Source organism: Arachnia propionica (assembly GCF_900637725.1).
Taxonomy (GTDB): Bacteria; Actinomycetota; Actinomycetes; order Propionibacteriales; family Propionibacteriaceae; genus Arachnia; species Arachnia propionica.
Map to the genome: position 1 here is coordinate 1,564,495 of NZ_LR134406.1, position 23,864 is coordinate 1,588,358.

General features: G+C 66.2%; 17 protein-coding genes and 2 tRNA genes. 17 read left to right on the forward strand and 2 right to left on the reverse strand.

The window, feature by feature from the left end; all coding sequences use genetic code 11:
• Genes EL272_RS06885 through dnaG form a run of 4 tightly spaced genes read left to right on the forward strand, consistent with a single transcriptional unit; the run spans position 1 to position 4,300 of the window.
• On the forward strand, positions 1-756 hold the full coding sequence (locus tag EL272_RS06885; RefSeq protein ID WP_244926129.1) for an ABC transporter permease: 756 nt from the start codon (positions 1-3) through the stop codon (positions 754-756).
• Positions 753-1,841 carry a sensor histidine kinase gene (locus EL272_RS06890; protein WP_061787017.1) on the forward strand — a complete coding sequence of 363 codons (1,089 nt, stop codon included), beginning with the start codon at positions 753-755 and terminating at the stop codon, positions 1,839-1,841. The genes EL272_RS06885 and EL272_RS06890 overlap by 4 nt, the downstream gene beginning before the upstream one ends.
• Positions 1,835-2,443, forward strand: a complete 609-nt coding sequence (locus EL272_RS06895) for a response regulator transcription factor (RefSeq protein WP_073969945.1) — start codon at positions 1,835-1,837, stop codon at positions 2,441-2,443. Before EL272_RS06890 ends, EL272_RS06895 begins: the two co-directional genes overlap by 7 nt.
• 21 nt (positions 2,444-2,464) lie before the next feature.
• The gene (gene dnaG, locus EL272_RS06900) at positions 2,465-4,300 is read left to right on the forward strand and encodes a DNA primase (RefSeq protein WP_061787016.1); all 1,836 of its coding nucleotides are present in this window, start codon (positions 2,465-2,467) and stop codon (positions 4,298-4,300) included.
• Here dnaG and EL272_RS06905 read toward each other — a convergent pair.
• On the reverse strand, positions 4,209-5,012 hold the full coding sequence (locus tag EL272_RS06905) for a sigma factor (protein WP_051014976.1): 804 nt from the start codon (positions 5,010-5,012) through the stop codon (positions 4,209-4,211). The genes dnaG and EL272_RS06905 overlap by 92 nt on opposite strands.
• A 131-nt stretch (positions 5,013-5,143) precedes the next feature.
• On the opposite strand from EL272_RS06905, the gene EL272_RS15270 reads away from it, so the two are divergent.
• The 9 genes from EL272_RS15270 to EL272_RS06950 all read left to right on the forward strand — a co-directional run bounded on the left by EL272_RS15270 (position 5,144) and on the right by EL272_RS06950 (position 16,888).
• Positions 5,144-5,632, forward strand: coding sequence for a hypothetical protein (locus EL272_RS15270; RefSeq protein ID WP_159424522.1), 489 nt, complete (start codon positions 5,144-5,146; stop codon positions 5,630-5,632).
• 18 nt (positions 5,633-5,650) lie between these two features.
• Positions 5,651-6,376 carry a histidine phosphatase family protein gene (locus tag EL272_RS06915; protein ID WP_061787014.1) on the forward strand — a complete coding sequence of 242 codons (726 nt, stop codon included), beginning with the start codon at positions 5,651-5,653 and terminating at the stop codon, positions 6,374-6,376.
• Positions 6,377-6,435: 59 nt separating this feature from the next.
• Positions 6,436-6,508 (forward strand) — tRNA-Asn (locus EL272_RS06920).
• A 199-nt stretch (positions 6,509-6,707) separates the two neighbouring features.
• Entirely contained in the window at positions 6,708-8,009 is a 1,302-nt protein-coding gene (locus EL272_RS06925; protein WP_061787013.1) for an extracellular solute-binding protein, read from the forward strand.
• Positions 8,006-8,932, forward strand: a complete 927-nt coding sequence (locus EL272_RS06930; protein ID WP_014846501.1) for a carbohydrate ABC transporter permease — start codon at positions 8,006-8,008, stop codon at positions 8,930-8,932. The genes EL272_RS06925 and EL272_RS06930 overlap by 4 nt, the downstream gene beginning before the upstream one ends.
• Before the next feature lie 6 nt (positions 8,933-8,938).
• Entirely contained in the window at positions 8,939-9,781 is an 843-nt protein-coding gene (locus EL272_RS06935; RefSeq protein ID WP_014846502.1) for a carbohydrate ABC transporter permease, read from the forward strand.
• Between the two features lie 22 nt (positions 9,782-9,803).
• Positions 9,804-11,078, forward strand: a complete 1,275-nt coding sequence (locus EL272_RS06940; protein WP_061787012.1) for an ABC transporter ATP-binding protein — start codon at positions 9,804-9,806, stop codon at positions 11,076-11,078.
• An 83-nt stretch (positions 11,079-11,161) separates the two neighbouring features.
• On the forward strand, positions 11,162-11,821 hold the full coding sequence (locus tag EL272_RS06945) for an SDR family oxidoreductase (RefSeq protein WP_061787011.1): 660 nt from the start codon (positions 11,162-11,164) through the stop codon (positions 11,819-11,821).
• A 192-nt stretch (positions 11,822-12,013) separates the two neighbouring features.
• Entirely contained in the window at positions 12,014-16,888 is a 4,875-nt protein-coding gene (locus EL272_RS06950) for an SdrD B-like domain-containing protein (RefSeq protein WP_061787010.1), read from the forward strand.
• Between the two features lie 58 nt (positions 16,889-16,946).
• Here the strand turns inward: EL272_RS06950 and EL272_RS06955 are convergent.
• Positions 16,947-17,020 (reverse strand) — tRNA-Ile (locus EL272_RS06955).
• A gap of 91 nt (positions 17,021-17,111) precedes the next feature.
• Here EL272_RS06955 and EL272_RS06960 point away from each other — a divergent pair.
• Genes EL272_RS06960 through EL272_RS06975 form a run of 4 tightly spaced genes read left to right on the forward strand, consistent with a single transcriptional unit; the run spans position 17,112 to position 23,847 of the window.
• Positions 17,112-18,083 (forward strand): phosphodiester glycosidase family protein, encoded by a 972-nt coding sequence (locus tag EL272_RS06960; RefSeq protein WP_061787009.1) that lies wholly within the window; start codon positions 17,112-17,114, stop codon positions 18,081-18,083.
• Between the two features lie 4 nt (positions 18,084-18,087).
• Positions 18,088-19,128, forward strand: a complete 1,041-nt coding sequence (locus tag EL272_RS06965) for a bifunctional glycosyltransferase family 2/GtrA family protein (protein WP_061787008.1) — start codon at positions 18,088-18,090, stop codon at positions 19,126-19,128.
• A gap of 9 nt (positions 19,129-19,137) precedes the next feature.
• Positions 19,138-20,790, forward strand: coding sequence for a DUF885 domain-containing protein (locus tag EL272_RS06970; RefSeq protein WP_061787007.1), 1,653 nt, complete (start codon positions 19,138-19,140; stop codon positions 20,788-20,790).
• Between the two features lie 18 nt (positions 20,791-20,808).
• Positions 20,809-23,847, forward strand: a complete 3,039-nt coding sequence (locus EL272_RS06975) for a glycine--tRNA ligase (RefSeq protein ID WP_061787006.1) — start codon at positions 20,809-20,811, stop codon at positions 23,845-23,847.
• Positions 23,848-23,864: the final 17 nt, after the last annotated feature.

The following is a 23,864-nucleotide window of genomic DNA, read 5'->3' on the forward strand; positions in this document are numbered from 1 at the left end:
GTGAATCTCACCTACATCCGCATTGACCTGGTCCGTTGTTTCCGGGACGTCACCAACCTGCTGTTCACCTTCGCCATGCCGGTGTTCATGTACCTGCTGTTCGGCAGGGCCCAGTACTCCGATGTCCAGTGGGGCCGGGGCACGGTCGGGTTCTACGTCATGTCGTCCATGGGGGCATACGGTGCCGTCATCGCCGCCACCGCCATCGCCGCCACGGCGGCCACCGAGTCGATGCTGGGCTGGGGCCGCCAGCTGGCCCTGACCAAGCAGCAGCCGCTGGGTTTCGTCGCGAACAAGGTCGCGGTCGCCCTCGTGCTCGGGGCCCTTTCCTCCAGCCTGGTGTTCATCGTCGGGGCCCTCACCGGCGCCAAGGCCGATGCCTGGTGGGTCTGGGTGGCTTCCTGGGCCATCGGCATCCTCGGTGCGGGGCTGTTCGGGGTCTACGGGCTGGCGATGGGATTGCTGCTCAAATCCGAGAGCGCCGCCGGCGTGGCGTCGGGAACCGTGGTTTTCCTGGCCTTCCTCGGGAACATGTTCATGCCCCTCACCGGCGCGATGCTCGACATTGCCAGGTTCACCCCCATGTACGGCTATGTTAGCCTCGTGAGGTACCCGCAAGTCGAGGGTGAGATCCAGCAGACCGATCCGCTTCAGACCGACTCGATCTGGCTGCTGGTCGCCAACTATCTCGCCTGGCTGCTGGTCTTCTCCGGGTTGGCGGTGCTCGGCCAGAGACGCTCCAGGAAGCGCCAGTGAAACGTTTCAGGAACTGGCTGCTGGAGGCGGTCAAGGGCCCCCGCGTCGGGGTCCTGATCGCCTCCGTCTGGCTGGTGTGCCTCATTTTCCCGGTGCACTCCCTGCTGGCGCTGGAGGACCGGGTCCGCTGCCTCGTGGGCCTGCTCGCGTTGGTCCTCTTCGTTCCCGTCTACCTCGCGGGTTTCCGAGACCTGGGGAGCCGGCTCGACGCGGCTGGCAGGCGCTGGCAGCTGCTGCGGGGCGGTTTCGTGCTGGCGGTGATGGGTGTGCTCTGCTGGGCCATCGGCCTTGACGCGATCAGCCTGCTGCCCTTCCTGGTCACCTTCGCCAGCTACGGCCTGTGGCCCCCGGTACGCCTGCCCGCCGTTGTCGTGCTGGTCGGTTCCGGTTTCCTGGTTCTGGCTCTGATGAACGAACCAGATGCCGGCAACAGCGTCAACATGCTCATCACCGCGCTCGTCGCCGTTCTCGGCTTGCTCACCGTGAAGACGATCGAGAGCGGGATCGTCATCTCCGAACAGAACCGGCGGCGTGCCGCCCTGGAGCAGCGAGAACGGATGGCCCGCGACGTCCACGACCTGCTCGGGCACTCCCTGACCGTGGCGAACCTCCAGCTTCAGCTGGCGGAACGCCTGTTCGACTCCGACCCGGAACGTGCCCGGGTCGAACTGGCCCGGACCCGGATCTTCCTGGGCGAGGCCCAGGAGGAACTGCGACGCAGCGTCACCGACCACCGCGGGCGAACCATCGAGGAGGAACTCGACGGCGTCCGCGGCGTGCTGCTCTCGGGCGGTCTCGAGGTCGCCGTCACGGGGGATTCGGACGAGACCACCGGGCCCATCGGACTCGTGCTCGGCTGGGTGCTGAGGGAGGCCGCCACCAATGTGCTGCGGCACGCGCACGCCACACGCGTCGAGATCTCCTTCGCCCCCGGCAGGTTCTCGGTGGCCGACGACGGCGACGGATACGCGGGGGGAGAGGGCAACGGCCTCACCGGGATGCGGGAGCGAGTGGCCGCCGCCGGCGGTGAATTACGCTGCGGCGCATCCCCGCTCGGGGGTTTCGAGGTGGTGGTTATGTGGTGATCAAGGTGCTGCTCGCCGACGACCAGGCTCTCGTCCGCGGAGCCATGGGGGCGCTGCTCGACCTCGAACCCGACATCGAGGTGGTTGCCCAGGCCGGGCGGGGCGACGAGGTGGTTGCCGCGGCCCGGGAATCCGGGGCCGATGTGTGTCTGTTGGACATCCAGATGCCCGGTGTCGACGGCGTGGAAGCGGCCCGGCAGGTCCGGGATCAGCTTCCCGAGGTGCGGGTGGTGATGGTGACCACCTTCGACCGCCCCGGCTACCTGAGACGCGCACTGGACGCGGGGGCCGTCGGTTTCGTGGTGAAAACCACCCCGGCAGCGCGGCTCGCGGAGGCGGTGCGGCGCGCCCACGCGGGTCTTCGCACCGTGGATCCGCAGCTCGCCAACGACCTGCTGTTCAGCGGCCCCAACCCCCTGACCGCCAGGGAACAGGAGGTGTTGCGCCTGGCCCGGGACGGGGAACCCGTCGCGAAGCTGGCCCGGAAACTGTTCCTGTCCCCGGGGACGGTGCGCAACCACCTCTCCAACGCCATCGGCAAGACGGGCGCGGCCAACCGGGTGGAGGCGGCACGGATCGCCACCGAACGCGGCTGGTTGTGAACCCGCACTACACTTCCCGCCATGGCAGGGCGGATCAACGACGAGGACATCGCACTGGTTCGGGAGCGCTGCCGGATAGATGACGTGGTTCGCGACTACGTTGCCCTGCGCTCCGCGGGCGGTGGGTCATGGAAGGGGCTGTGCCCGTTCCACGACGAGAAGACCCCGAGTTTCACCGTCACCCCGTCGCGTGGTTTCTTCTACTGTTTCGGGTGCGGTGAGGGCGGTGACGTCATCACCTTCCTGCAACGCCAGCAGAACCTCAGTTTCACCGAGGCCGTGCAGACCCTCGCGGATCGTGCCGGGATCATCCTGAGGATCACCGACGACGGTCAGGGACCCGGCCAGCCGCCGGGACAGCGTAAACGCATCCTCGAGGCGAACGCCGCCGCCCAGGAGTTCTTCGCCACTCAACTGGCCTCCCCGGAGGCCGTGACGGCGCGCCAGTTCCTCGACCAGCGGGGCTTCGACCGGGCCGTTGCGGAACAGTTCGTGCTCGGCTACGCCCCCCGTGGCGGACATGCACTCAGGCAGGCGCTCACCTCGCAGGGCTTCGAAGAGGCCACGCTGAGGGCCGCGGGACTCGTGCGTGACGGCGGCCGTGACTTCTTCTCCGGAAGGTTGCTGTGGCCGATCCGCGACTCGGCCAGCTCAGTGCTGGGTTTCGGCGGCCGCCGGATCTTCGACGACGACCGGCTGCCCGCCAAGTACATCAACACTCCCGAAACCCCCGTCTACAAGAAATCCCACGTGCTCTACGGCCTGGACCTGGCCCGCAGGGCCATCGGGAAACGCGCGCAGGCGGTGGTGGTCGAGGGCTACACCGACGTGATGGCCGCCCACCTGTCCGGGGTCGACACCGCCGTGGCCAGCTGCGGCACCGCCTTCGGCGACGACCACGCCCGCATGCTCCAGCGCCTCCTCGGCACCCACGACGGGCTGCACGGTGAGGTGGTCTTCACCTTCGACGGCGACGCGGCGGGCCAGAAGGCTGCGTTGAAGGTGTTCCAGGGGGACCACAACTTCATGGTCCAGACCTATGTCGCGGTCGAACCATCGGGCCTCGATCCCTGCGACCTCTGGCAGCGCGACGGGGAGGCCGCGGTCCGGGAACTCGTCGGCAGACGGATACCGCTGTACCGGTTCGTGATGTCCAACGTCCTGAAGGGCTACGACCTGGAACGCGCTGACGGGCGGCTGGGGGCGCTCCGTGAGGCCGCCGGGCTGCTGGGTGCGATCCGTGACCGTTCCTTGGTGAACCAGTACCTGAGGGAACTGGCCGACATGCTCGGCATGGACCTGGAGGACGTGCGCAGGGAGGCCGCGAACCGGTCCCGCCGCACCCCGGGCGGCAGCCCCGGCCGGGACGCGAACCCGCGCTCCGGCAGGGCCGATGCGGACTGGCCGGACCCGGACGATCCTGCGCTGCGACTGGAACGCGACACCCTGAAGCTGATGCTCCAGTATCCGTTCACCTTCGATCAGGCCTGGAACTCGGTTCGACCCGAGCAGTTCTCCCACCCCGGCTACGCCGCGGTGTTCCGGGTGATCTCCGCAACCGAACCGGGGGACGGCTGGACGGAGGAGCTGCGGCGAGGCTGCCCGAACGAACTGGTGCTCCAACTGCTCGTCATGCTGCTGGTAGAACCCCTCCTGCGGCAGGCGGACGAGAGCTACTCCCTGGCCCACACGAACCGGCTTCAGCTGGCGGACCTATCCCGGCGGATAACCGGGCTGAAATCCAGGCTCCAGCGGACCGATCCCGTCAAGGAACCGGAACAGCACAAGGCGATGTTCGAGGAACTGACCGGGCTCGAGCTGCGCCGCAAACGGCTCCTGGAACAGAGCCTCTCCTGATGACCTCTATCCGGCAGCGTTCCGCGTTCAACAGTTGACGCGCCTCGGCCAGGGCACGTTCCTCGATGCGTTTGACGCTCGTCGCCGACATTCCGAGCGCGGCTCCCGCCTGGTCGCGGGTGTGGCTTGCGGTTCCGATCCCGAAGCGAAGCCTCAGCACCAACCCGCCAACACCCAGCAGGTCCAGAAAATCCATGGAGGAGGACTCGACCTCGTCGAAACCGCCGTCGCAGGCCAGAAGATGAGCCGGTGCCTGGTCCAGCTCCGTGAACCGCACCGGGCTGCGCCTGCCGTCGGCGGGCCTCACCATGTCCAGCCTTCCGCACCGGGTGCGCACGGCACGCCCCAGGGCCCGTGAAACGTATTCGTGGGCGAGGGTGCTGAAACGTGTGCCGCGCCCGTGATCGAAGTGCCGGATGGCATCACCCAACGCCAGGCAACCTTCCTGGAACAGGTCGTCGAGGGGCAGGCCTGTGCGATTCGCGACCCGGCCAGCCAGTTTCATCACGAGCCGGAGATTCGTCCGGAAGAGGATCTCCCCGGCCCGGGCACCGCCTTTGACCACGCGTCTCAGCGCGTCGTGGGGGTGGCGGTGGTCGCCGGTGGCGATCAGGTGCTCGGCGTAGAGCCCCGCCTCGATCCTCCTGGCCAGGTCCTTCTCCTCCTCGGCGCACAGCAGCGGGGCCGAGAGAACGAGTTTCGTGGTGTTCATGACCGGAACGCTGCCACCGCACGAGCAACGGGGCCAGAGCTTCGGGGAGGATTGCCAACACCTCGGGGAGAAGTGACAACACCCGGCGGACCCGGGTAAACACATCCCCGCATCGCGGGCACAATTGGTGCATGCCGAACCGAACACGTCACATGTCCCATCGCCCGGAGGTGGAGAAAGTGACCGGAGCCCGGGGCCGCATGCTCGGGTGGGCCGGGGGACCGGGGGGAGTAGTGGTGGTGGCCACCACGGGCATGCTCGTGGCCCGGCTCGACGGCCGGTGGCGGGGCTGGGGATGGGATGAGGTGCTTCGCGGGGGGTGGCGGGAGGAGGACTCCGTGCTGTTCTGGGAAGCCGGTGGGGAATGCCTCGAATGCGTGCTCGACTCCCCGGGGGAGTTGCTGTCGATTTTCCGGGAACGGGTGCTCGCATCGACGGTGATGACCGTCAACCACGACCTGCCGCGCGGGGCCGTGCAGATCATCGCCCGCCGCAACCTCCTGGACGGGGACGTGACCTGGCTGGCCAGCGCCAGCGGTGGGGCCAGCCTGGAGGACCCCGGGACGGCGGCCTTCGTGGTGGCCGAGACCGACCGGTTGCGATCCGAATACGGACTCTGAACGGTAGGTTCTTCCCTCGTGGACATCATCTTCATCAGACACGCCGAATCCACCAACAACAGGACCTGGGCGGAGAAACGCGATGAGACGCTCAGGGTGCCCGATCCCGGGCTGACCGAACTCGGAAGAACCCAGGCCGGGGCGCTGGCCGACTGGTTCCCGGGGTTCGCCCCCCACCCGACCCAGTTGTTCTCCTCGCCGTTCATGCGGGCCTTGGAGACGGCGGCTCCCCTGGCGGAGAGCCTCGGCATGGACGTGGCGGTCAGGGCCGATCTGATGGAACGCAGCGGGCCGTTCGTCGGCCCGATCATGGAGCACCGCCACCATCCGGGGTCGCCCCGCTCGGTGCTACAGGAGGTCTCCCCCCGGATCGTGCTGCCGGACGATGTCACGGAGGAGGGCTGGTGGAAGGGACCGTTCGAGACCCGCGGCCAGGCCATCGAGCGGGCCAAGAACTTGGTGACGTGGCTGCGCCGGGACTTCGGCCCCGATGACTGCGTGGTGCTCGTCAGTCACGGGGCCATCGGTTCCCTGCTCGCAACCGCCCTGTTCTGTCCCTCCGAGCTGACGCGGCGTTCCGGCCAGATCGTGGGGGAGACCTCGAGCTGGTTCGCCCTCGACAACACCTCGGTCTCGTGGTTCCGGTTGTTCCCCGGCGATGACACGGAATTGCGCTGCTTCAACCGCGTCGATCACCTCGTGCTGACGGGCGTGGAGAGCGCCACCATGCTCCAGCCGAGCTGATTGGCGTTCCCGGGGAGACCCTGCTAAAGTCTCTCCGCGTGGCCAGCAGGCCGCGACGATCCCTGGTAGCTCAATTGGCAGAGCATTCGACTGTTAATCGAAGGGTTACTGGTTCGAGTCCAGTCCGGGGAGCTTATTTTCTGCGTCTCACCGGGTGAGACCTCACCGAGTGGAGCGTTCCTCATCTCCGGTGCCACGTGCGGCCCGTCCGCCGAGCACGCGAGAACGTGCCAAAGTTCGGATTTTCCCCCACGCGACCCGGATTTCCTCTAGGGTGGCGAGAACACGCAGTTTCAAGGCAGAGAGAACTTTGCAGTTCGTGAGGAGAACGATGAGGTTCAAAACTAGGGCAGTCGCATTTCTGGCGACCGCTGCTCTGATTGCCCCGGGGTTGGCGGCGTGCTCGTCAGGATCGGGGGGCGGAACGACGCTGACATGGTTCATCAACCCAGACGGCGGTGGATCCTCCGCGACCGGCGGCGGGCAGGCTCAGCTGGCGGCCGAGTGCAGCGCGGCCTCCGGCGGCGAGTACACCATCAGGGTGGAGCAACTACCCAACGATGCGTCGGACCAGCGTCAACAGCTCATCCGGCGGCTGGCGGCCCACGACACCGGGGTCGACATCATGAGCCTGGACCCGGTGGTCGTGCCGGAATTCGCCGAGGCCAATTACCTGGTGGACGTCCCCGAACAGTACACACAGGACTTCACCGCGGACCGGGTGAAGGGCTCGCTGGACGCATCCAAGTGGAAGGACAAGCTGGTCGCTGCACCGTTCTGGGCCAACACCCAGCTGCTGTGGTACCGCAAATCCGTGGCCCAGCAGGCCGGGCTCGACATGACCCAGCCGGTCACCTTCGACCAGCTGATGGATGCCGCCAAGGCAACCGGCAAGGACATCGCGGTGCAGGGCAAGCGCTACGAGGGATACACCGTCCTCGTCAACGCGCTGGTTTCGGGAGCCGGCGGGAAGATCGTCGAGAACGAGGGCGCCGCCGCCGCGGACACCAAACTGGGGTTCGACACCCCGGCCGGCCAGCGGGCAGCGGCCCTGATCTCTAAGCTCTCCCACTCCGGGGTCGTCGGACCCGCCATGTCGTCGATGGACGAGACCATGTCGCTCAACATGTTCCAGGCCGAGGACAGCTCGGGATTCATGCTGAACTGGCCCTACGTCTACGCTGCCATGAAGGCCAACGGCGTCTCCTTCATCGACGACGTCGCCTGGACCACCTATCCCCGGGTGGACGCGGACAAGAAATCTGCACCGCCGTTCGGTGGGATCGAGCTCGGGGTGAACGCGGCCTCCCAGAAGCAGGACCTGGCCTGGAAAGCGATCAAGTGCATCACCAGCGAGCAGCACCAGAAGGACTACATGCTGGGCACCGGTAACCCGGCTTCCAGGGCTGCGGTCTTCGATGATGCCGAGATCCGCGAACAGTTCCCGATGGCCGACGCCATCAGGGAGTCGCTCAACGCCGCGGTTCAGCGGCCCCGCACCGCCTACTACGGGGATCTGTCGACGGCGGTCCAGCGCACCTGGTCGCCGCCCGACTCGGTGGACCCGGCGACCACGCCGAAACAGTCCACGGACCTGATCATGAAGGTTCTCAGGGGGGAGGCGTTGTTGTGAGCAAGTCAAGTTCCGGCGGGTCACACATATCGGATCGCGCCAGGGAGGAGCGCAGGCTCGGTTGGAAACTCGCCGGTCCCGCCTTCGTGATCATGGTCCTGGTGACCTTCTACCCGATCCTCCAGGCCGTCTACAGTTCCCTGTTCAAACACCGTCTCACCGATCCAGGAGCGCAGAAGTTCGTGTTCTTGGAGAACTACCTGATCATCCTGCGCGACCCGCTCTGGTGGCAGGCGTTTGGAACCACTGCGTTCATCACTATCGTCACGGTGGTGGTTGAGCTCGTCCTCGGGTTCCTGATCGCCCTGGCAATGGCCAAGATCATCCTCGGCCGCGGGCTGCTGCGCACCGTCGTGCTGATCCCGTACTCGATCATCACCGTGGTCTCGGCGTTCTCCTGGTTCTACGCCTTCGCCACCGACACCGGATTCGTCGATCCCCTGCTGCACAGCCTGAGCTTCGGGGCATTCCCCGAGAAATTCGACTGGTTCGGTGGGTTCTGGACCTCCATGGTCCCGATCTGCGTCTCCGAGATCTGGAAGACCACACCCTTCATGTCGCTGCTGCTGCTGGCGGGCCTCACCCAGATCGACTCGGCCATGGAGGAGGCGGCGATCGTCGACGGCGCCACGTGGGGCGAGCGGATGCGGCGCGTCGTGCTGCCCAACATGAAGTCGGCGATCATGGTCGCGCTGTTGTTCCGCACCCTCGACGCCTTCCGCATCTTCGACAACATCTTCATCATGACCGCGGGCAGCCACGACACAGCCTCGCTGTCCCTGGTTGCCTACAACCAAACCATCTCGCGCACGGAGGTGGGCCTCGGCTCCGCCGTATCGGTGCTGCTGTTCCTGTGCGTGGTCATCATCGCAGTGATCTTCGTCAAGGGCTTCCGTGTGGACCTCGCCCGGGGAAGGAAGTGAGCGGACATGACTCGTGAACTCACCGCTGGCCAGAAGTTCTGGCAGATCGTCGCAACCATAGCGATCATCGTCTACACGATCATCCCGCTGATCTGGATCGTCAACCTGTCGCTCAAACCGAGTGCAGACCGTGCCGACGGCAATTTCTGGGCTGTGCACCCCACCTTCGAGAACTACGAGCTGATCTTCACCGGCGGGGCCAGGGACCTGTTCCTCCCCGCACTGTTCAACTCGATTCTGGTGACGCTCATCGCGACGCTCATCGCCGTGATCCTCGCGACCTTCTGTGCCTACGCCATCGCCAGGCTCGATTTCCCGGGCAAGCGACTCATCCTCGGCACCGCGCTAACGGTTTCGTTCTTTCCCGTGATCTCGTTGGTCACCCCGCTGTTCGACCTGTGGCGTCAGGTCCACCTGTTCGACACCATCCCGGGCCTGATCCTGCCCTACCTGGTGTTGACGCTGCCGCTGTCGATCTGGACCCTGTCCGCTTTCTTCCAGCAGATTCCCTGGGAGATGGAACAGGCCGCCCAGGTTGACGGCGCGAGCAGCTGGGAGGCGTTCCGCAAGGTGATCGTGCCCCTGGCGGCACCCGGGGTGTTCACCACCGCGATCATCGTGTTCTTCACGGCCTGGAACGATTTCGTCTTCGCGATCTCGCTAACCAGCGACAAGGCGCGCACCGTCCCGGCGGCGCTGGCCTTCTTCACCGGCGCCAGCCAGTTCGAGTCACCCACCGGCGCCATCTGCGCCGCGGGCGTCGTCGTGACGGTGCCCGTGGTTGTGCTCGTCCTCATCTTCCAGCGCCGGATCGTCTCCGGCCTCACCTCTGGCGCAGTCAAGGGCTGACCTCGACAAGGAGCAGAAAGTTATGGCCCAAATCACCCTCAAGAACATCGTCAAGGAGTACGGGGACGGTTTCAAGGCCGTCAACGACATCAACCTGGACATCGCGGACGGCGAGTTCATGATCTTCGTCGGCCCGTCCGGCTGCGGCAAGTCGACGACCCTGCGCATGGTCGTCGGGCTGGAGGACATCACCTCCGGGAACCTTTTGATCGACGGGAAGACCGTGAACGACCTGGCCCCCAAGGACCGCAACCTGGCCATGGTCTTTCAGAACTACGCCCTTTACCCTCACCTGACCGTCCGGGAGAACATCGCATTCCCGCTGCGCCTCAACCGCAACAAGCTCCCGGAACAGGAGATCCGCCGCCGGGTGGATCAAGCAGCCGAGATGCTGGAGCTGACGGAACACCTGGAACGCAAACCGGCCAACCTGTCGGGCGGCCAACGGCAGCGTGTCGCTATGGGGCGTGCGATCGTCCGGGAGGCCGACGCGTTCCTCTTCGACGAGCCGTTGAGCAACCTCGACGCCAAGCTGCGCGGCCAGATGCGCACGGAGATCTCCCGGTTGCAGCGCCGGCTGGGCATCACCACCATCTACGTCACCCACGACCAGACCGAGGCCATGACGCTGGGTGACAGGGTCGCGGTACTGAAACGCGGGGTGCTGCAGCAGTGCGCCTCCCCGCGGGAACTGTACGAAGAACCGGTGAACCTGTTCGTTGCAGGCTTCATCGGGTCGCCTCCGATGAACTTCCTGCCCGCCACGGTCCAGGGGGATCACCTGGAACTTCCTATGGCCACCGTTCCCATTCCGGACAGCGCCCGCCAGGACTTGGCCGGCAAGAAGGTCGTCATCGTCGGGTTGCGGCCCGAGCACATCAAGGACGCCGAGGTGGCCACGCCTCCCGCCGGAGCCGTGGTCTTCAACTCGGTCGTCGACGTCACCGAATGGCTCGGCAACGAGCAGTACGCCTACATTCCGTTCCAGTCCGATCCCTCGGTGCAAAGCACCCTGGAGGAACTGGACCGGGACCTCGACGGCGAGGGCATGCGCACCCAGTTCGTCGTCAACCTCGACCCCAGGTCCCAGATCCTGGAGGGCGAGGAGGCCAGGCTCTACTTCATGCCGGAGAACATGATGGTCTTCGACCCTGAATCCGGCCGCAACCTGACCCGGGATGAACAGAATGCCCAGCGCATCGCCGAGCGTTCCGAAAAGGCCAGGAAGCGTGCCCTGGATCGGGCCAAGACCCAGGATGACGAATCGAGCAAATCCGGGAAGAAAGAGTCGCGGTAGAGCAACCATCACCTGTCCGCGGAACTCCGCGGACAGGTGACCTCCGTGCCGGACGCTGACCACCGTTGGAAGGAGTCAACGAGATGGCCGACCACATCATCATCGGGGGACACGGGAAGGTCTCCCTGCTGACCATGCCCCTGCTCCGGGAGGCGGGACACTCGGTGACGGGCGTGATCCGCAATCCGGAACACGAGCATGACATCGAAGCGGCAGGCGGGAAACCGCTCGTGCTGGACGTGGAAACCGCGTTGGAGGATGACCTGGTGCGGGCCTTCGAGGGGAAGGACGCGGTGGTGTGGTCGGCCGGGGCCGGGGGAGGGAATCCCGGACGCACCTACGCGGTCGACCGGGACGCGGCGATTCGCAGCATGGGCGCCGCGCTCCGAGCGGGTGTGCGGCGATACGTCATGGTTTCCTACTTCGGGGCGGGCCCGGACCACGGCATTTCCCAGGATGCTCCCTTCCACGCCTACGCTCAGGCCAAGGCTGCGGCGGACGCTCATCTGCGTTCCTCCGGGCTCGACTGGACGATTCTCGGTCCCGCCACCCTCACCCTCGAGAAACCAACCGGAACCATCGACCTCGCCCCGCTCCGCGAATCGGCGGGGAGAACGGTCTCCAGGGGAAACGTAGCGTTGACCATCCAAGCCGCTCTCGAAATGGGTGAAACCATTGGCAGGACTCTCGAATACGTCGACGGCGCCACCGACATCCGAGAAGCGTTCCGCTCCCGGGGCTGACTTCGCCGGGGAAGCGGTTCTTGTTCCCCGCCGATTGGGCTTGGGGAACGTCCCTGAACGCGATTCACCGAATGGAACTTGGTTCCCTATCCCTGGTTAGCATTGAGTGATGTTTGCAGCTATGATTCAGCTGCTTGATTTTCGCCGGGTTCCGGCGACAGGCGTCTACTCGATGTAGCTAGGGGGGAAGAAATGGTCTTGAAGACCGTCGGCAGGTGGCGAGCACGTGCCCTGACCATTCTGGGGATCAGTGCCCTGATCGGGGCGATGTCTCCTGTGGTAGCGCACGCCACCCCGCAACTGAGCATTGATGTCACGGTCAAGAGTGACGGCACTCCGTCATTCGATGCCGACGACTCGGCAGGAAACGATTCCAGCGCAACCAACGGAATTGTCCGGGTCAACGACAGCATCACCTACAGGGTCCAGTACGGGGTGAACCAGGACGCCGGGGACAACACCACCGTCAAGATCGGTTTTCCCAAGGGAATCTACATGGAGGAGCTGCCCGGATTCTGCACAGGGGCGGGATCGGCCCTGACTCCGGAGACACTGCCCACGCCCCAGCTTCCGCTGTCGGGGAACTCATTGGATTCCATGCCAGCGCAGAGCCTCGTCTGCAATCTCGGGAACAAGCCTGCTGCCAGCTCTGATTTCTTCGATTTCACGGCCAAGGTCAGCAATCTCGTGCGCAACGGCACCGCTCTACCGCTGGCCTCGGCCGAGCTCAGCGCGGATGGCGCAACCACTGTCTCCAGCCCCACGGTGGCCACCGTCACCGCATCCTCCCGACTGAAATGGGACATCTCAAAGAACAGCATTTCGTCCTCGCCGAACCAGGGCTACGTGTACGGCCCCACCAACACCGCCTGTCCGTGGGACAAGGCCGCAACCTGCAAGATGACCGCCTACACCGCGCTCATCGGCGCTCCTACCGGTGGAAAGGGAGCCATGCCCGCGACAGGGGATGTCACGTGGACCGACGACGTGACTCCCGAGGCGATGTACCCCGGGCTGGATGCAGGAAAGATCGCAGCCATCAAGGCGGACCTGGGGAAGTACGGCAGCCGCGTCTACCCATACGACTACTTCTACAGCGCACCCGGCCCAAAGATCGGTGTGAGCGGTGGAACTTCACTGAATTCGGTGCGGGACTCGGGAAAGGTTGAAATCAACCAGGACGGCCCGGGACAACCCGCCAAGTTCACGGTCAAAAATGCTGACATGACCCTGTGGACCTACCCGAAACAGACACTCAGGCCAGCCGGGAACGCCATCCCAGCGGACACGGCCTACGCGATCTCCACATCGTTCATCGTCTACACGCCCGTGGCAACCATCAAGGATTTCGGTGTGGAGGCAGACAACACATGGACCCTTGCCACCAAGAACTCCTACACCAACCTGAACATAACCGGCCTGACCACCGCGGATGTCCAGACCAGCGCTGTCCCCGGTGACGATTCGCAGGACGAGAAGGACTGGAACAATCACCGGAGCACTACTCCCCAGATCAGCGTGGGGACGGGCTTCTCCAAGTCTTTCGAAGGTGTTCCGGGAAGCCCGGGGAACATGAGCGCACAACAATTCAGTCCATCGGATTCAGCCCAGGGCGAGGGCCCAGCGGGAGGTGCCACCCGGATGTCCGGCGGCATTACGGTGGCTCCCACACAGGACATCCAGTCCCAGCTCGAGATAGTCGGTAGCAACCCCGGGTATCCCGGAAAGATCAGCGCCCTGATGTGTGATGCCTGGGACAGCTCACGCCTGCGACTCGAGGCCAGGAACGTCCCGGCCAGCACCGACCCCAACGCTCATTTCCAAAGGGTTGCTTCCGCTGGCGCACCTGTATGGGTTTCCGGCTACAACAATGCCTTGGTGAACGGCAGTGCCGTCTACGCGACGGAATCCTCCCAGGTGCCCGGCATCCAGGTTCAGTACTCCGCGGTGCCCGGGGGCAATGGTGAGGCCTCGGAGTGTGGCGAGGCCCAAGGACCTTGGTACGACGATCCGGCCGCTGTCCCGGGCAATGATCCGGATCTGCTGGCCAGGGGGGTCTATTCCGCGGTTTCCCGAGTGCGTATCTACACGGTGCTGCCCGAACCCGTCGCCAACAATGAGACGGTTGGTGTCGGGGTCCGGATGGTCGTGGCCATCAGCCACGAGGTGGTCGACTCCGGTCGTCCCACCGGCGACATCCTGCCGAACTGGGCCGGTGTGAAACGGGTCAACATGTCGGAACTGACCCGACAAGAACTCCTGGATAACAAGTCTGCTTGGGGGCGTTCCAGCTACGATCCGGCGAACCACTCCGGCCAGTACGGCGACAGGCTCATCCTGGCAGCCGCCCAGGTCCGGGTGGACAAGCAGGTTCGCAAGGGGACCTCTGGCGAGTTCAGCTCGGTTCCTCCGCAGGTGACAGGAGGCGACACCGCCCAGTTCCAGCTCACTCCTTCCCTGACCTCGCCGGCCCAGGTTCCCGGCATCCTGAAGGACGTGTGGGTGGAGGACTGCCTTCCCACAGCCGCTGCTTTCACCTCCGCCTCGATCAGCCCGTCCGTGGTCTCCGAGGGCTCCACCCCGGCCGATGCCAAACGTCCGGCCTGCGATGAGGGGGAGACCTACCTGCGATGGGTGTTCCCCGGTCACGAGGTGAACAAGGCCATGGAACCCATCGTCGTCACCACCGAGATCTCCCCGGCCGCGGTCAACGGAACGTACATCAACGACGTCGTGGTCTGGGCCGAGGACGATGCCTCCACCCTGGAGCAGCGCACCGATCAAGCGGAGATCGTCACCGCTAACCTGGCCGGGATCAAGCTGCAGAAAACGGCTCTCACCCCCGTGACCCAGGTGAATCTCCCGGGCCAGACCACCAACGAGCCGAACAAGTGGCGGGTGCGTCTGACCAACACACTGCCCAGCCCCGAGGCCGACTCCGTGAACAACCCGGACGTCATCGACGTCCTGCCCCGCGACGGCGTCACCAGCGGTTTGACGGGCGTGACCGAGACGAAGTATTCCGGAACCTTCGAGTTCCAGTCGGCTGCCATCACCAAGGGAACAGCGGCTGCGAGGATTCTCTATACCTCGGCCGGTGAGGTCAACCAGGACCCGGATGACGCCAGCAATTCCCCTGCGGGAGGCACCACGTGGTGCGATTCCCCGGCGGGAGGCACCGCGGTGTACGGCACGGGTACCTGCCCGGCCGCAGCTTCTGAGGTCACTGCCCTGCGGGTGATCCAGCCCGGTGCCTTCGGCTCAGGTGAGGTCCTCGAGTTCGACATCACCATGGCCGGGATCGGGAACGCCGAGGGAGACGTCTACACCAACAAGGCGTTCGCCCGGGCAGCGGGTTTCCAGTTCCCCGTCGGGCCGATCGCCCGCACGGAACGGGTGGTGAGCAGCAGCATCGGCGACCGCACTTGGCTGGACGTCAACCGCAATGGGATCCAGGATCAGTTCGACGGATCTGATGAACCGCCCATGGCCGGGGTGGAGGTCAGTCTGAAAGGAACCGATGACCTGGGCAATGCGGTCTCGCTCAGCACGAAGACAGACGCCCAGGGCGCCTACGGATTCCCGAACCTGCGGGCCTCCGACGCAGCTGGATACACCGTTACCTTCGGGAAGGCGGCGGATGGCTTCACCCAGCAGACAGCCGGGTCCGACCCCGCTCTCGACTCGAATGCCGATGCCACCACCGGCCAGAGTGCTCCTGTGGTGCTGCCGGAGAACACCGACGATCCGACCGTCGATGCGGGCTATCTGGCCAGCGGTGCTCTCACCGTGACCAAACAACTCGAAGGACAGGGCGTGGTTCCCTTCGCGGGCGGGGACGAGTTCGCCTTCTCCGTGGTCTGCACCCTGGACGGCAAGGAGGTGCTGAACAGAGCCGACGTCAAGGTGAAAACCCCGGACGGCGCCACCTCGGCCGACAGCAACCCGATCACGGGGATCCCGGTCGGCAGCGTCTGCGTGGTCACGGAAACGGACGCCGCAGATGCCGACCCGCAAGCACAACCCCCGTCCAGCACCGTGACCATCGGCTGGGACGCGGACGGATCGGCGGGCCAGAGCGTCAAGGCCTCACTCACCAACTACTACTCGGCCGGAAAGGTCAAGGTCACCAAGGAACTGAACGGGGATGCGGCAGCTGTGGAGGCTGCCAAGGAAAAGGAATTCACCGTCACCGTCACCTGCCAAATGCCGGATGACAACGGGGCGGCCGGGACGACCGTGTTCAGCGGTCCCGTCAAGCTCAAGGGCGGGCAGAGCGTCACCGTCACCGACGCCACCGGGGCGGAGGCCAAACTGCCGCTGGGCGCGCGCTGCTTCGGCGAGGAGACGGACACCGGGGGAGCCACCAGCCACGAGGTGACCCCGGGGGATTGGGCCAACGCCATCCCGGTTGAAACCAACGATCCGAACACGATCGCCGAGATCGGTATCAAGGTCGTCAACACCTTCCTCAACCCTCCGGAGGTGAAGGTGACCAAGGAAGTCCAGGAGACTCGTCAGGAAGGCCAGGACGTAACCACCACGTACAGGATCACGGTGACCAACACCGGATCCCGGGCGGGTTCCTACGACCTCAGCGACACTCCCGCCCCGGGGGAGGGGATCTCCGTCGAGAAAGTGGCGCTGGTGTCGGTCGAGGGCGGCCCAGCAGCCAATGCTGGTTTCGACGGCGCGACGGACAAGGTCCTTGCAAGCAACCAAGCCATCGAGGGAGGAGCCTCGCACACCTTCGTCATCGAGGTTCGGGCAAAGGTGTCCGCGGCAATCACCAAGGAGGCCGCTGACTGCACGCTGGATGCGGGGGAGAACGGAACGGGATTGTTGAACCGGGCCACCCTCACCTTCAACGGGGAACAGTCCTCGGCGCAGGCCTGCGCTCCGGTGACTCCTCCGCCTCCTGTGGTGTCGCCGTCTCCGTCGCCGAGTCCCTCGCCGTCGGCGTCCCCGAGCCCGTCGCCAAGTCCCTCGCCGTCGGCGTCCCCGAAGCCGGTGCCCTCATCAACCCCGGTGCCCATCAGGCCTGGTCTGCCGCGCACCGGTGACTGAGGAACCGCGACGAAACGGGGCCCGCAGGAATCCAATTCCTGCGGGCCCCGTTGTTTCGTGGGGCGTGCGGGGCTCGAACCCGCGACCCAGGGATTATGAGTCCCTTGCTCTGACCGGCTGAGCTAACGCCCCGATCCGATGGCACAGTCTAGCGGTGATGCTCATGCCGCGCGCGAAGCGTCACCACAGGTCCAGCACAGGGCGGTTCACGAGGGTGTTCGGCATGACGAACTCACGACCCACCCCGCGCCTTTCCCGCCGGACCATCATCACCGGCGCCGCCGGAGCCGTCGGGCTCGCGGCGGCAGGCGGCACGGCCTGGGCCCTCGACCGATACCTGATCGAGCACACCGACGTCACATCGGCGTCCGACTACCAGGGGCTGCCCGGCACCCAGGCCAGCGGCACCGCCACAGCCACCGCCACATCGGCTGGGGACGGGGTGATCGAGGGCACGACCTACACCTCAAGTGACCGGCAGATCACCATCACCCCGCATTCATCCGGTTCCGGGAACTCCGCCAAGGCCTGGTACGTGGCCGACGTGAAACTGAACGACGTCACCGCCCTGCGCAACGCCTTCGCGAAGAACAGTTTCGGAACCAACATCATCGAGTACCCGACTGCGATTGCGGAGAACGTCGGGGCCCTGTTCGCCATCAACGGCGACTACTACGGTTTCCGCGACACCGGGATCATCATCCGTGACGGTGTCGCATTCCGTGACGAACCGGCCCGCCAAGGCCTGGCGATCATGCGGGACGGCACCATGGTCAGCTACGACGAGACCGGCACCAACGCCGCGAAACTGATCTCCGACGGTGCCTGGCAGACCCTCTCCTTCGGCCCCACGCTCGTCGACGGCGGAGCCGTCATCGAAGGCATCGACACACTCGAGATCGACACCAACTTCGGCAACCACTCCATCCAGGGCACCCAGCCCAGGACGGGACTGGGAATGATCGCCGCAAATCACTTCGTCTTTGTCGTGGTGGATGGCCGTTCCGCCGGGTACAGCAACGGCATCACAATGACCGATTTCGCCCAGCTCTTCGTGGACCTGGGGGCGCGGGTCGCCTACAACCTCGACGGCGGCGGCTCCACCCAGATGGTTTTCAACGGCTCCCTCGTCAACAACCCCCTCGGCAAGAACAAGGAACGCGGCACCAGCGACATCCTGTGGATCGGAAAGTGACATCATGCTCGTTCTCATTCCCGCCTACGAACCCGGCGACTCGCTCATCGCCCTGGTGCGTGAGCTACGGGCCCATCCCGCTTCTCCCAGCGTCCTGGTGGTGGACGACGGTTCCGGCCCCGACCACGACGAGATCTTCGCCCTGACGCGCATTCACGGCGCCACCGTGCACCGCTACCCGGAGAACCGCGGAAAAGGTCACGCGCTCAAGACCGGGTTCGCCATCGCCCGGCGGCACCACCCGGGCGAAGTGGTCGTCTGCGCCGACTCCGACGGCCAGCACAAGGTTCCCGACATCATGCGGGTGGCCCGCGAGGTCGACATCGGCTCCCGCGAGATGGTGCTCGGGGGCCGTCGGTTCACCGGCCGGGTGCCGCTGCGCAGCGCCTTCGGGAACAAGGTGACCAGCTGGCTGTTCAAAACCCTGACCGCGATCCGAGTGGGCGATACCCAGACCGGACTGCGCGCCTACCCGCCGAGCCTGCTCGAATGGCTCGGCACCGTCCCGGGGGAACGTTTCGAGTACGAGCTGTCCCTGCTGCTCCAGGCCGGAAAAGCCGGCATCAGCATCCGAGAGGTCGAGATCGAAACCATCTACCTGCACGGCAACAAAAGCTCCCACTTCCGTCCCATCCGGGATTCGTGGCGGGTCTACCGGCCGCTGCTGGCCTTCGCAGGCTCGTCGCTGGCCGGTTTCGCAGTCGATTTCGTGGCCCTGCTGCTGCTGGTGGCCGCGACCCACAACCTGCTGTTCAGCGTGATCGCCGCCCGGGTGTTGTCCGCCACCGTCAACTACCTGCTCAACCGGCACGCGGTGTTCCGCGACGGCGACCGCAGCACCCCGCTGAGGTACGCGCTCCTCGCCTGTGGAATCCTCGCCGCCAACTACGTGCTGCTGCGGGCCCTGTCGATCGTCATGCCACTGGCGTTGGCGAAGCTGCTGACCGAGGTCACGCTTTTCGCGATCAGTTTCGCCGCCCAACGCGCCCTGGTGTTCACCCACAAGGAACTGAGCACCCGGAAAGGGCATCTCATCACCCGATAGGTTGGGTGCATGCGCAAATCCACTCCACTCGACGCCGTCGCCGAGGCCCATGTCGAGGCCCTGGCGGTCAACGACCCCCTCGAGGCAACGGGAATCGGTCTGCCGGGACACGACCACGAACTGCCCGACTACTCCCCGGAGGGCACCGGCCGCTGGGCCGATGAGCTGCGGCGTACGCTCCGGTTGATCGAGGAAACCCCGAGAACGGACGCGGTCGACGAGGTCACCGCCGCGGCCATGACGGAACGGCTCGGCCTCGAACTGGAGAGCATCGAGGCAGGTGACCAGTTCGCCGCGGTCAACAACATCGACTCGCCCGTCCAGTGGCTGCGGGACGTTTTCGACCTGATGCCCACCGGGACCGACGAGGACTGGAGCAACATCGCATCCCGGATGGCGGACATGCCCCGCGCCGTCGGCGGCTACATCGAGACCCTGCGCGAGGGCATCGTACGGGGCATCGTCCCGGCCCGCCGTACCGTGACCGACGTGGCGGCCCAGGCCGCCGCCCTGGCCGGGGAGAAATCGAGGTTCCGCCAGCTGGCGGCCGAATCCGGTCGGGAGGGAACACTCGGCGCCGAGCTGCAACGGGCCGCGGAGCTCGCCCGCGGCGCCTTCGATGACCTGGCCCGGTTCCTCACCCAGGACCTGTCCCCCGCAGCCCGGGAAGCTGATGCGGTGGGGCGCGAACGCTACCAGCGGGCCTCCCGGGAGTTCCTGGGCGCCCGGATCGACCTCGATGAAACCTACGAATGGGGGGTCGAGTCGCTGGCCCGGATCACCGCCGAGCAGGAGGCCATCGCCCGCGAGATCGCGGGACCCGGGGCCACCATCGCCGACGCGATCGACGTGCTGAACGCCGATCCGGCGAACCAGCTGCACGGCACCGGGGCGCTGCGGGAATGGATGCAACGCACCGCCGATGAGGCCGTGGCGGCCCTCGACGGGAAATACTTCACCCTGGATCCGCGGGTGCGCACCATCGAGGGCATGATCGCCCCCTCGGCGACCGGTGGCATCTACTACACCGGACCGTCCGCCGACTTCTCCCGTCCCGGCCGGATGTGGTGGTCCGTTCCCGAGGGGGTCACCGAGTTCACCACCTGGCAGGAGAAGACCACCGTCCATCACGAGGGTGTGCCCGGCCATCACCTGCAGATCGGGCAGGCCGTCGCCCAGGGGGAGAGCCTGAACCGCTGGCGGTCGCTGGTCTGCTGGGTCTCCGGGCACGGCGAGGGCTGGGCGCTGTACGCGGAACGTCTCATGGATGAGTTCGGTTTCCTGAACCCGGGGGAGCGCCTCGGGATGCTCGACGGCCAACGGTTGCGCGCCACCCGGGTCGTCCTCGACCTGGGAATCCACCTCGGCAAACCAGCCTTCGACCGCTATGGCGGCGGGATCTGGGACCACGACAAGTGCTGGCAGCTGCTGCGCGACAACGTCGCCATGGAGGAAAACCAGCTGCGTTTCGAGCTGCACCGCTACCTGAGCTGGGCGGGACAGGCCCCCAGCTACCGCATCGGCCAGCGGATCTGGGAGCAGATCCGTGACGATGCGGCCCGCCGGGCCGGGCAGGAATTCGACCTGCGCGACTTCCACGACCGCGCCCTGGCTGTCGGTTCGCTGCCACTTGACGTGCTGCGCGAGGTGCTGGCCGGGTAGTCTGGCCCGGTGCTGACGATGCAAGACGCCCTCCGGATCCTGTCCGACTACTGGACCTCGCGCGGCTGCCTGACCTGGCAGCCCTACAACTCGGAAGTGGGGGCCGGCACCATGAACCCCGCCACCGTGCTGCGGGTCCTCGGACCGGAACCGTGGGACGTCGCATACGTCGAACCCTCCGTGCGTCCCGACGACTCCCGCTACGGAGAGAACCCGAACCGGCTGCAGACCCACACCCAGTTCCAGGTGATCCTGAAACCCGAACCCGGCGACCCCCAGGAGCTCTACCTCGGGTCGCTGGAGGCCCTCGGGATCGACCTCGACGCCCACGACGTGCGTTTCGTCGAGGACAACTGGGCGCAGCCCGCCATCGGCGCCTGGGGACTCGGCTGGGAGGTGTGGCTCGACGGCATGGAGATCACCCAGTTCACCTACTTCCAGCAGGTCGGCGGGCAGGACCTCGACCCGATTCCCGTGGAACTGACCTACGGGATCGAACGCATCCTGATGGCGCAGCAGCGCGTCACCCACTTCAAGGACATCGCCTACGCCCGCAAAGCCGACGGCAGTATCGTCACCTACGGTGAGGCGTTCGGCCAGCAGGAGTACGAGATGAGCCGCTACTACCTGGACGACGCCGACATCGAGACGAACCGGCGGCTCTACGAGGCCTACGTTTCGGAGGCCACCCGCATGGTGGAGGCACGGCTGCCGGTTCCCGCCCACTCCTACATCCTCAAATCCAGTCACGCCTTCAACGTGCTCGACGCCCGTGGCGCGATTTCCACCACGGAACGCGCCCAGGCGTTCAGCACCATGCGCCGCCTGATGCGCGACACCGCAGCGCTGTGGGTGGAACGGCGAGGCGAACTCGGGTTCCCGCTCCTCAAGGAAACCGAGAGGAAAACCGGGACACCAGAGGAGGCCATTGAGGAACCCGCCACGGACCGGCCCCGGACCTTCGCCCTGGAGATCGGCCTGGAGGAGCTTCCCCCGCACGTCGTCGGCCCCACCGTCGAGGCGGTGAACAAGACCCTCACGAACGGGCTTGCGGCCTCACGCCTGGCGCACGGCAAGATCCGCGTCGACGGCACCCCCAGGCGCATCGTGGCAATCGTCGACGGGGTTGCGGCCCGGGAACCGGACGCCACGAACCTGCGGAAAGGCCCGAAATGGGCGGTTTCCTTCGATGCCGACGGCAACCCCACCAAACCGTTGCAGGGTTTCATGCGCGGCCAAGGAGTCACCCTGGAGCAGGTCGTAAAGGCTGAGGTGAACGGCGCCGAACACGCCTGCGTCGCCGTCGAATCACCGGGCCGCAACGCCCTGGAGGTGCTGAAGGGCCTCGTCGAGGACTGCGTTTCCGGGCTGCGCGCCGAGAAGAACATGCGCTGGCGCGACCCGAAGCTGTCCTTCTCCCGGGCCGTGCGCTGGCTGGTGGCGCTCTGGGGGGAACAGATCGTCCCGGCCCGCGTCTCCGAGGTGGCCGCGGGGCGCAGCACCTATCTGCAACGCACCACCGCCGCATCCACCGGGAGCGGGAAACGTCTCGACGGCGTTCCTGTCGGATTCCACGACCTCACTTCCGCCGACGACCTGCCGGGCCTGCTCGCCGAGGGACGGATCGCGCTCGGTTTCGCGGAACGCCGAGGGGCGGTCGTGGACCAGGCGGAGAAACTGGCAGCCGGTGTGGGAGGCGTCATCGATTTCGAGGACAATGCCGCGCTGGTCGACGAGATCACCAACCTGGTGGAGGAACCCTTCGGGGTGCTGGGCAGTTTCGACGAGCGCTACCTGGAACTCCCGGACCGGATTCTGGTCTCGGTCATGGCAAAGCATCAGCGTTACCTGCCGGTCCGCGACGCCGAGGGGCGCCTGTTGCCGTATTTCGTGACCATGGCCAACGGAGCCTGCGACGAGACCGTGGTGGCGGCGGGCAACGAGTCGGTGCTGCGGGCCCGCTACGAGGACGCCTTGTTCTTCTGGAACCAGGACCTCGAGGTCGAATCGGTCGACGTCTTCGTGCCGGGCCTCGAGAAGCTGACCTTCGAGAACCGGCTCGGCTCGGTGGGGCAGCGCGCCCGCCGCATCGCCGCGGTGGCCACCAGTGTGGGGGAGGGGCTGGGCCTCGCCCCGGAGCAGGCCGCAACCCTGGCACGCGCCGGGCAGCTGGCGAAGTACGACCTGGCGACGAACCTCGTCACGGACATGACCAGCCTCGCCGGTTTCGTAGCCCGCGAGTACGCGCTCCGCAAAGGCGAGACCCCCGCGGTCGCCGAGGCCCTCCACGAGATGGAACAGCCCCACACCTCCGCCGACGCGGTCCCGGCCTCGCTTCCGGGCGCCCTGCTGGCCCTTGGGGACCGCTTCGACCTGCTGATGGCGATGTTCGCCCTCGGCGCGAAACCCTCCGGTTCCTCCGACCCCTATGGACTGCGGCGGGCCGCGCTGGGCGTGGTGCGCGTGCTGCGTGAGGTTCCCGGGCTGGCCGGCATCGGTGTGCGCGACGGCCTGGAGGCCGCAGCGGAGGCGTTGACAACCCAGGGCATCACGGTTTCGCAGGACGCGATCGTAGCGGCCGAGGAATTCGTCATCGGCCGCTACGCCCAGCTGATGCGCGACGAGGGGCGCTCCGCCGACATGGTGGCCGCGGTCCTGCCGTCGGCCACCCACCCGGCGGACGCGGAGACGAAGGCCAACGACCTGGAGGCCCTTCTCGGGGAACCCGGCTGGCGGGCCATCGTGGAGGCCATCGTGCGGATCCACCGCATCCTCCCCGCGGGCACCACCCCGGGGTTCGATCCGGCGGCCCTGGTCGACGACGCGGAGAAGGCCCTCGCCGTGGCCATTGCGGACAGGAAACCCTGCGAATCCGTCTCCGGTTTCGCAACCTCGGCGAAGGACCTGGTCGACCCCATCGCCCGGTTCTTCAACGACACCCTGGTGATGGCGAAGGAACCCGGGCTGAGGGCGGCTCGCCTGGGTTTGCTGGCCGGCGTCGCGGCCCTCGCTCCGGTGGGCCTGGACTGGGCCGCCATCGACGCGGCCACGAAGTGAGAACACCGGGGACGGTT

Excerpts from the sequence above, each read along its gene's own strand:
- EL272_RS15270 (WP_159424522.1), top strand. The coding sequence starts at position 5,144 with ATGCCGAACCGAACACGTCACATGTCCCATCGCCCGGAGGTGGAGAAA.
- EL272_RS06940 (WP_061787012.1), top strand. The coding sequence starts at position 9,804 with ATGGCCCAAATCACCCTCAAGAACATCGTCAAGGAGTACGGGGACGGT.
- EL272_RS06970 (WP_061787007.1), top strand. The coding sequence starts at position 19,138 with ATGCGCAAATCCACTCCACTCGACGCCGTCGCCGAGGCCCATGTCGAG.
- EL272_RS06945 (WP_061787011.1), top strand. The coding sequence starts at position 11,162 with ATGGCCGACCACATCATCATCGGGGGACACGGGAAGGTCTCCCTGCTG.
- EL272_RS06960 (WP_061787009.1), top strand. The coding sequence starts at position 17,112 with ATGACGAACTCACGACCCACCCCGCGCCTTTCCCGCCGGACCATCATC.
- EL272_RS06905 (WP_051014976.1), bottom strand. The coding sequence starts at position 5,012 with ATGAACACCACGAAACTCGTTCTCTCGGCCCCGCTGCTGTGCGCCGAG.
- dnaG (WP_061787016.1), top strand. The coding sequence starts at position 2,465 with ATGGCAGGGCGGATCAACGACGAGGACATCGCACTGGTTCGGGAGCGC.
- EL272_RS06975 (WP_061787006.1), top strand. The coding sequence starts at position 20,809 with ATGCAAGACGCCCTCCGGATCCTGTCCGACTACTGGACCTCGCGCGGC.
- EL272_RS06925 (WP_061787013.1), top strand. The coding sequence starts at position 6,708 with ATGAGGTTCAAAACTAGGGCAGTCGCATTTCTGGCGACCGCTGCTCTG.
- EL272_RS06950 (WP_061787010.1), top strand. The coding sequence starts at position 12,014 with ATGGTCTTGAAGACCGTCGGCAGGTGGCGAGCACGTGCCCTGACCATT.
- EL272_RS06965 (WP_061787008.1), top strand. The coding sequence starts at position 18,088 with ATGCTCGTTCTCATTCCCGCCTACGAACCCGGCGACTCGCTCATCGCC.
- EL272_RS06935 (WP_014846502.1), top strand. The coding sequence starts at position 8,939 with ATGACTCGTGAACTCACCGCTGGCCAGAAGTTCTGGCAGATCGTCGCA.